General features: G+C 31.0%; 6 protein-coding genes. All 6 read right to left on the bottom strand.

Annotated features, from left to right (window positions below):
• Nucleotides 1-101: 101 nt before the first annotated feature.
• The 6 genes from B0A58_RS16550 to B0A58_RS14630 all read right to left on the bottom strand — a co-directional run bounded on the left by B0A58_RS16550 (nucleotide 102) and on the right by B0A58_RS14630 (nucleotide 8,403).
• Nucleotides 102-548, bottom strand: a complete 447-nt coding sequence (locus tag B0A58_RS16550; protein WP_089081665.1) for a T9SS type A sorting domain-containing protein — start codon at nucleotides 546-548, stop codon at nucleotides 102-104.
• Nucleotides 549-566: 18 nt separating this feature from the next.
• Nucleotides 567-2,177 carry a WG repeat-containing protein gene (locus B0A58_RS14650; RefSeq protein ID WP_089081664.1) on the bottom strand — a complete coding sequence of 537 codons (1,611 nt, stop codon included), beginning with the start codon at nucleotides 2,175-2,177 and terminating at the stop codon, nucleotides 567-569.
• A 4-nt stretch (nucleotides 2,178-2,181) separates the two neighbouring features.
• Complete coding sequence (locus B0A58_RS14645) at nucleotides 2,182-2,814, bottom strand: hypothetical protein (protein ID WP_089081663.1); 633 nt, start codon at nucleotides 2,812-2,814, stop codon at nucleotides 2,182-2,184.
• 20 nt (nucleotides 2,815-2,834) lie between these two features.
• Nucleotides 2,835-3,191, bottom strand: coding sequence for a hypothetical protein (locus B0A58_RS14640; RefSeq protein WP_133063154.1), 357 nt, complete (start codon nucleotides 3,189-3,191; stop codon nucleotides 2,835-2,837).
• Nucleotides 3,192-3,231: 40 nt separating this feature from the next.
• Nucleotides 3,232-3,663, bottom strand: coding sequence for a hypothetical protein (locus B0A58_RS14635; protein WP_089081661.1), 432 nt, complete (start codon nucleotides 3,661-3,663; stop codon nucleotides 3,232-3,234).
• A 291-nt stretch (nucleotides 3,664-3,954) separates the two neighbouring features.
• Entirely contained in the window at nucleotides 3,955-8,403 is a 4,449-nt protein-coding gene (locus B0A58_RS14630) for an RHS repeat-associated core domain-containing protein (RefSeq protein ID WP_089081660.1), read from the bottom strand.
• Between the last annotated feature and the right edge of the window lie 189 nt (nucleotides 8,404-8,592).

Below are 8,592 nucleotides of genomic sequence, written 5' to 3'. Positions count from 1 at the left end.
TGACTCATTTTAGCAAAAACGAACAAACTGATGTATCCAAATCTATTCGGTTTCATATCATAATCCCCTTTACCAAAAAGTAAAGGGGATTATGAGACATATTATTTTTTAATTACCTTATAACTCTCTTTTCCTTTATCTGTAAAAATAGTTATGAGATAAGTGCCACTTGGCAAACCGTTTGTTTTAAAGGTAAAAGAATTTTGATTGTTTACTTTTTCTTCTTGAATGAGCTTGCCTGTGAGGTCGTATAACTGCACTTGTGTAATACTTTGTTCTTTTGATGCTATTTGCAACTCTTCTTGAAATGGATTTGGAAAAAGTGTAAAACTGTTTTCTTTGGTTACCTCTTCTACCGAAAGTGTAGATGTTTTTGTTTCTTGTGTTCTATTACCTAATTGATCATAAGAATACTGAATACCAACACCATTAGAATAACTGGCTTGGGTAAGACGGTGTAAATTATCATAGGTATAAGTTACGGTTACTTGGGCTTTTGCGGTAAAGCCTAAGAGTAATATTGCTATTGTAAGGATTGTGTTTTTCATTTTTATATTATTTAGTTGTTAATCACAAGTACTAGAATTTCCAAAAGTATAGATGATATCAAATCCTCCTTTTTCAGTTGCATACATGGATTTAATTAAAGAAATTTTGTCTTTGTAATATGATTTAATTCCTGGTGTTTCTTTATGATAATACTTACCACATTCGGGATTGTAATATATATTAAAAGAAATATTATCGTTAAATTTTATAAGACTTTTTGTAACATATTTTTCAGAATATACAACTTCTTCTGTATAATTTGGTAGTTCAAAATTCCCAGTTCTATATTTTTCTTTATCAATCTTTACTGATTCAGAATTTTTTAAAGTTTCATTATTATTGTTTTTTTGGTTAGAATTATTGCTGTAGCTTTCACTAGAGTAGGTTGATGAAGAACTATAAGAGTAATCTACTTCAGGTAAAGCTTTCCAAGCAGCAATTGCTAAATCTTTTGTTGCGTTCCAATTTTGGGTAGCGGATAACATATATTTTGCATTTTGACTTACTACCAATTCTTCAAATCTTCCTTCGCTTATGTAAATATTCCCTTCAACTGCTGCAATATGAGATTTTGAATAAGCATCAGAATAGTGTCTCCCATTCCAAATTATATAAACTTTTCTAACACTTTTATCAAAATCGTTAGGATTAGCAAATTCAAATCTTGGATTGTTCCCTGTTTTTGGAACGTAAGCGTTCATATATTGTTTTGCAATGCTTTGTGCAATACTGTTATATGCTTCAATTTGAGGTTTATAATAAGCAAGTTTTCTTTCTTCTTTTTCTTTTTTTATTCTTATTGCTTCAAAAATATTTTTTTGTTCTTGCGTATATTCAAGAAAATTACCTTTACTGTCAATAATTATTTTTTCATTATTTAAAGTAACAAATGCTTTTCCGTTTTCATATTCTTTATCAATACTTTCATATTTAATTGGTGTTATAATATTGAAATCGGAATTTATAAAGCCGTATTTATTATCAATTTTTAGAACAGCTATATTCTCATTAAAGTTTTCTAAACTGATAGTATTTTTTATTGAAGTACCATTTTCAAAATTAGAAGAATTATAGGTGTATTGATTAAACTTAGCATTTCCTTTAAGGCTTCCCTTGTCAAAATTCCCTCTAAATGAAATCATATTTTTTTCATCATCAGATGTAAAAAGACCAAAACCTTCTCCTTGAATTTCATTGTCTAAAATAGTCCCAGACCAATATACTTCTCTATATTGAAAATTAGATGAAGCAGGGTTGAAAATGTATGCCTTTCCTTTGTTATTTTTTTTTATATCACTTAAAAGTAAATTAGAAATATCATTACTTACATATTTACTAAAAACATAATTTGGAATTTCTAAAACTGGTAAAAATTCAAAAGTATTTACACCCGTAAAACTATCACCAAATCTATTTACTATTTGTGTGGTTATGTTTTTTATTATATAATTATTTTGATACGCATAATCTCTTACATCGCTTTCTTTTACAACTTTGCTATCGCTTAAATTACAATAATAAAAACTTGAGGCATTTCTACCTTTCTCAATGGCATCTTTAAAATATTTTTTTTGTGCAAAGGAAACTATTGTACAAAAATATAAAATTAGAAGTATGTATTTTTTCATTTTTCTAAAAACTAAACATTAAACCTGTTTCTAAATTGTACATTCCGTAGTAACCAATGAGTTTATCACTGTCATTTTTTATATCTTTTCCACCTAAAACACCTAAATCATAATTAACTCCACTATATAATGCAATTTTATTAGAAATATAAAATTTCAATCTTGCTTTTGCAGAAAGCTCTAATGCACCTTGGCTTATAGGCTTGGCATTTAAATAGCTAATTCCGCCACCAATATATAAAGGTAATTGCAATCTTTTCTTTTTGTTGATTGTATATCCAATATATACATTTGCACTATATATTGAAATATTTGAATCATATTCTTCGGTTAATAGATTTGAATTATTACCTTTTTCATAATCTTTAATTTTAGCCGTAGCGTATTTTGCTTCAAAAAGAGTAGTTATTCCATCAAATTGTTTTTCATAAAAAGCATGAACGTTTAAATAACTATTGTAATCTATATTTGTGTATAATTGGCTTTTCCTAAATAGATTTTTCGCATCTTTATCATAAGAAAGGTCTGCAAATGCAGAACCAAAAGGGCTTATCCCAAATCCAATGTTATTTGTTTTTTGAGAGTAACCCAAAACCGTTGCAAATAAAATAATTGCTGTAAAATTTTTTGTATTCATATTTTTTATTTTTTTTAAAATTATTGTTTCACTTTTCCTTGTTCTGTAAAATAGCCACCGCATTTAAACCAAATAAACAGTGCACGAATTGCATCTTTTTCGTTGGAATAATAAACCATATTATCGAATTTGTATGTTTGCACATAAAACAAACCTGTACTAGCTACTTTGTAGAGTTTGTGTACATATTCACCGTTGTATTCTATAGATTTCCAATATACTTTACCATTACTAATGGTGTTGGTTTCTTTCCAAGTATCTGACGAGTTTACACGAGTTACTTGATTCCATTTATCTTCGCAGGCTTGGTTTTGAGCGTATGTTTCGGTACTTATTCCTATCATGAAAAGGAATGCGAGTTTAAGGATTGACTTCATTATTTAACTATTTTTATATTATTAATTTTCACTTTTATGTTTATTTAGAAACTTTACCTTTTCCATTACAATTTCTGCACACTCCATTATTACACCACATTTTTTTGCAAGTGCCATCATAAGAGTCACAATCTCCACACAACTGACTTCTTTGGCATTCTTTTTCACATCTAGTAGTACATTCATCCGCTGTTTCTGGTTCATCGCCAATATCATCACCACCATCATAACAATCACAATTATTAAAACATTTTACATCTAAATATGTAGTATGATGGTTTTGACATAAACCTGTACCATTGCATTTTGGATCTTTACCAGTTCCTTTGCATAAACCACAAATAGTATTGATTTTGACAGCTTTATTCTTTATAGAAACTGTAGTCTTTGCTTTCGATTTGGTAGCCTTTTTTTGCTGTGCAAATGTTGTAAATGAAAACAAGCAAAAAACTATTAATATTAAATTCTTCATTTTTTATCTATTTTTAAATTATTACTATTTTTAAACCTATGGCAAAGCATACAACTTTGCCAAAGGTTTTTATTGTTATTAATTCTCACTTTTATGTTTATCCATACATACTTTACAACAAAAATATTTTGTACCTGTAAACCATGCTAGATAATACCATTTGGTGTTTTTTGTGTTTAGCTAACCGCATTGGTTACAGTTGATGTAATCGTTCATATTTCTATTTTTAAAATTATTTTCTATTTGGTACGAGCGTGATGCTAGTACAAACTGGGGAGAGTTATTTTAATATTACCAGCCAGAGTCATATTGATGTATAAAATAATCAATTAATAACCCATAACCTTCACTACTCATATTTAAAGTACCAACAAACTTTTTCTTTCCCCACTCTTTAGCTTTTTTTATGTTTTCATCTGTAATTAAATTTTTTCCTGTTAGAATTTTAAAAGACATTCCTATATTTGATGAATTTATTTGTTTTGCAGCCTCATCTATACTTTCGGCAATAGTCATATCATAAAGTTTACTGCCGGCAAAATCAATTCCCCATTTTTTCACGTGACCCGCAAGTGTATTATTAAATGCTTTCCATTTGTTTTTACTTTTATTACCTTTCCAAGCTGTATTCTGATACGATTTATATAATCCATTAATATCTGATAAAAAATCTTGTGAAGTATCAATATTTTCATCATCATCTAACCATTCTTTAATATCAATAGACCCCCTTAATAATTTTTCTAATTCTTTATATTTTTCTCCATCTGGATCTATTCTCATCACAGGATTATTATCTGCGTACGGATATAAATTCAATGCCCAAATAGGGTCTTCGCTTACAAATCGTCCTATAGTTGGGTCGTAATATCTTGCACGCATAAAGGTTAGTGTTGGACTTTCATATTGCACACCGTGCTGTCCTACATATTGAAAAGGGTTGGCATCGGCTTCGGTTTTGGCTAATACTTTACCAAAAGGATCGTAGCTATAACTGTGGGTAACATTCTGTGCATCGTTGGTAATGGCTGTGGTGCTACCTCTATAATCGTAATGGTAATAGCTATAAGTAGTATTATCGGCTTTTACACGGTATAACAAACCTGTTGGTCCATATACATAATAGTTTTGAACTGCATTACTGCTGTTGGTTTCCATCAAAACTTGGCTCATTCCTAATATGCTCAATACATAACGAGTATTCGCACCATTTACGGTTTTTGCTCTGCGGTTTCCTGCTCCATCGTAAGAAAATGAACTATTAGGAGCTGTAAGCATATTGTCGTTAATATCATAAGTAAATGAATTAGCACCTGCTTGGGTTATGCCACCAGCGGTATTGTGTGTAAAGTTGGTACTGCCTTGGCTTTGTATTCTGTTGAAAGGATAAGTTCCGTAATTTACAGTTTCGTTAGCAATAGTTTGTAAACCTGCTGTTATAGATGGTTCTGTTATGGCTTCTGTAATGTGGTTACCTGCATTGTCTAATGTAAAAGTATAACTGGAAATTTCTGTAAAGTTTGACCTTCTGTTGTATATTCCTGTTAATCTTCCTGCTGTATCGTTGTACGAATATTGTGTAAAAGTCCCATTTGGTAAAGTTACCTTATCTATTCTGTCATCGGTATTGTAAGTAAAAAAAGTTTCTTTATTGTTCCAATCTTTTACTTTCGTGCAACGGTTTACAGAATCATACGAGTAGGTTACTTTTTTACTACCAGAAGCGTTGTAAGCTATTTCAGTTACATTATTGTTGTTGTCATAGGTATATTTTACTCTGTTACCAAAATAATCATCGTAATAATCTATGCGATCGTTTACATCATAATGCAAATAGATATCGCCAATCGTATTGGTTATTTTTTCGATATTCCCACGACTGTCGTACTGATAAGAGGTTTGCCCGTCTGATTGTAATCTGCCATCAGGATTATAGGTGTATGTAAAAGTTCCGTTGCCTCGGGTATGTGTAGCCAAAGATCCATCCACATTATAAGTATAAGATTTGGTATGAGAGCCAAAAGATTCTGACATCAACATATCATCATCCCAATTATACACATTGGTTTGTGTTTCGTTTTTTTGGTTTTTAATATCTATATGATTGTCATTGGCATCATAAGAATGTTCTACTTTACCATTCACAGCACCAAGTGGATTGATAGATTTGGCTAAATTATCGTTGTTATCGTACTCAAATGAATTTGTATTTCCATTAGCATCTGTGGTAGAAGTAAGACGAGAAGCATTATCATAACTGGCAAAAGTTTGAATAAAATTCATCAATTTGATGTTGTTTACTAAACCATTGGAGTTGTAAAAATATTCGGTATATAGTCCCGAAGGATTGGTAACTTTGGTAACCTGTCCGTTTGAATTTCTTTCGATAATTGTAGAACCAAAACCAGTAGGTCTTACTACAGAAGTAAGATTGCCCGCAGCATCATAATTGTACGTGGTAATATTATTATTTCCGTCTTTATGAGTAGCGACATCATTTTTGGCAGTATAAGTAAAAGTATTGTTGATACCGTTTTTATCAATTGTAAGGATATTTCCTTTAGGGTCGTAAGTTATTAAAGAACTTTGCCCATTGATTGTTATATTTTGCGGAAGATTTAGGTTATTACCAGTTCCGTAATTAGATAAAGTAGAAGTACCAGTAGGTGCCACAATTTGCGTAGGATTACCATCGGAATTATGGCTGTAATTGGTTTCTCTATTTTGTGGGTCAATAACCTTTGAAGTAGTATTAAATACATTTCCACTTGCATAATAAGGTGTAAATTGTACAGAAGTAGTACTTGTTGCTACATTGTTTTGATTGAATGTTTTGCTGGCTTGAAACTTTCTGTTAAAATAGGAATTCTTTATTTTGTTTCCTTTAGGTAAAATAATTTCTGTCAATAGGTTTTCTGTATTATAATTTTGAACTGGGTCGTAGTTATAATAAGTTGTTTGATTTTTAGCATCTTTAAAGGACGCTAGATTACCGCTTGAGTTATAATTAAAAGTAACCGTTCTATTTAACCCAGTTTCGGTGATGGTTTTCACCATATCTTTTCCATTGACTACTTCGTAAGTAAAGTTGAGTTGTCTATTAGTGGTCATATCTTTAATATTAGAAATAACCGCAGGAGTTATAGAGCCTGGAACATAACTGTATTGTATTTGGTTTCCATTTCTATCCGTAATTTTCGATGGAACATAAACATCGGTTCCTGTTCCGCTGGTAAACTGGTATACAATTTGATTTTTTGTGGTTATAAAAATGGAATTTCCAATTCTTAAAAAACTATCATAAACACCTTGTGTTTCATAAGCACCCAAAACTTTATCATATACTTGTATAGAGCCATCTGCCCAAAATATATAATATTTTGCGTTTACGGTATAGGTATTTCCATTTTCTGTATAGGTGTATCCTGGTTCAAATTGAATAAAATTGTTATAGCTATGATTCCAACCTTTGCTCAATGACAAGAAGTGCATATTCGGCAGTGCCGTCGAGGTAAAAAAGTCGTTTGGTAATTCGGTTAAAAAAGAATTATAAGAAAACGAAATATCCAAAGGTAAACCTTTACCAGGTAAATTGAAAATATTTTTTTGATAATGATTAAAATTGGCTCTTTCCATCGAAGGAATATTATTCATATTGGCAATTCTATAATTCCCTGGTACAAAATAATTAGCTTCATTTGTTAAATCTGCCATGGTAGGTTTAGAGATATTGTTATTGGTTAATATTCTCCAAAGTACAATAAAAGCATCTTGTCTAGCAATATTGGCTTCAGGATGAAAACAAGTTCCCGATGAACAATTAACAGTATTACCCGTCATTATACCTAAATCATAGGCAGTTCTAATGTATTTAAACATTGGGTCTGATGGTAAAACATCCGTATAAGGACTCGTAGTATTCGCTGAAAGGGGAATTTTAAATGCTTCTAAAAACATTTTTATGGCATACTTTCTTTTAATTAAACTCGTAGGATTAAAATTTATAAAATCTCTATCAAATGGTGTAATTGCATCACCGTACTGCAAATAAGAGAGAACTTTTGCTGCATTATACCAATATACATTATTATTAGCATTTATATTTTGCATATCATTAAAAGGAACAGGATAATTGAAAGCTGGGCTACTTGGTGTATTGCCTTTGTATAAACCTAAATATGCGATTTTTGCAATGTCTTGTCTTGTAATATCTGTATCATAATTATAAGTTCCATTTTGGCTAGAACTGATAATTTGATTACTACATAAATATTCAGTTGCAATATAAGCATCTCCTGTTGCTGGATTCCCAGACCAAGTAACGCAGCCAGTTGGTGTGGAAGATGTAACGGTTACAGGTTTTGAACAAATGACATTGCCATTGGCATCTTCAATCTGCAAAACATAATTACCTGGAGTAGATTGTAGAACTGTAGGAGTGCTATAGTTAAATGTATAAGAACTTCCAGCACTTAAACCATATAGAGATGACCCTAATTGATTGCCAATATTGGTTGAGTTTCTCCACCATAAGGAAAGGGTTCCTGTATAATTGGCACTTCCTGTATTTGAAATTGGAAATGAAAAAGTAGCACTTTGATTTTGTATTGGACTCGATGGAGTTACAGTTGCTGTTCCACATTGGAGATTTGCAGTGCCTAAAACTGAAATAAAACCTATTGGAGTGGATGTTGATAAACACCCTAAACCATTACAGGTAGGGCAGTTATTATCTTCCAAATATTGTTCTCCTCCATTAGGAGCATTATCGTATTTACACCAAACTCTATAAGTGCCAGGAGCAACAGAAAGTGTTTGATTAAAATATATGGATTGAATAGAATTTGATGATATACTATAATTTTGTTGCCTTATAATTTGTTGTGTACTAGAACTTGTTGTTTTTGAAATTGGTCTAGCCCCCTATAA

It is taken from the genome of Flavobacterium branchiophilum NBRC 15030 = ATCC 35035 (assembly GCF_002217205.1).
Lineage (GTDB): Bacteria > Bacteroidota > Bacteroidia > Flavobacteriales > Flavobacteriaceae > Flavobacterium > Flavobacterium branchiophilum.
Note: the sequence above shows the minus strand (reverse complement) of the source record. Positions and strands in the feature narration are given on the sequence as shown.

Coding starts and splice junctions, on each gene's coding strand:
- B0A58_RS16550 (WP_089081665.1), bottom strand. CDS start 548: ATGAAAAACACAATCCTTACAATAGCAATATTACTCTTAGGCTTTACC.
- B0A58_RS14650 (WP_089081664.1), bottom strand. CDS start 2,177: ATGAAAAAATACATACTTCTAATTTTATATTTTTGTACAATAGTTTCC.
- B0A58_RS14645 (WP_089081663.1), bottom strand. CDS start 2,814: ATGAATACAAAAAATTTTACAGCAATTATTTTATTTGCAACGGTTTTG.
- B0A58_RS14640 (WP_133063154.1), bottom strand. CDS start 3,191: ATGAAGTCAATCCTTAAACTCGCATTCCTTTTCATGATAGGAATAAGT.
- B0A58_RS14635 (WP_089081661.1), bottom strand. CDS start 3,663: ATGAAGAATTTAATATTAATAGTTTTTTGCTTGTTTTCATTTACAACA.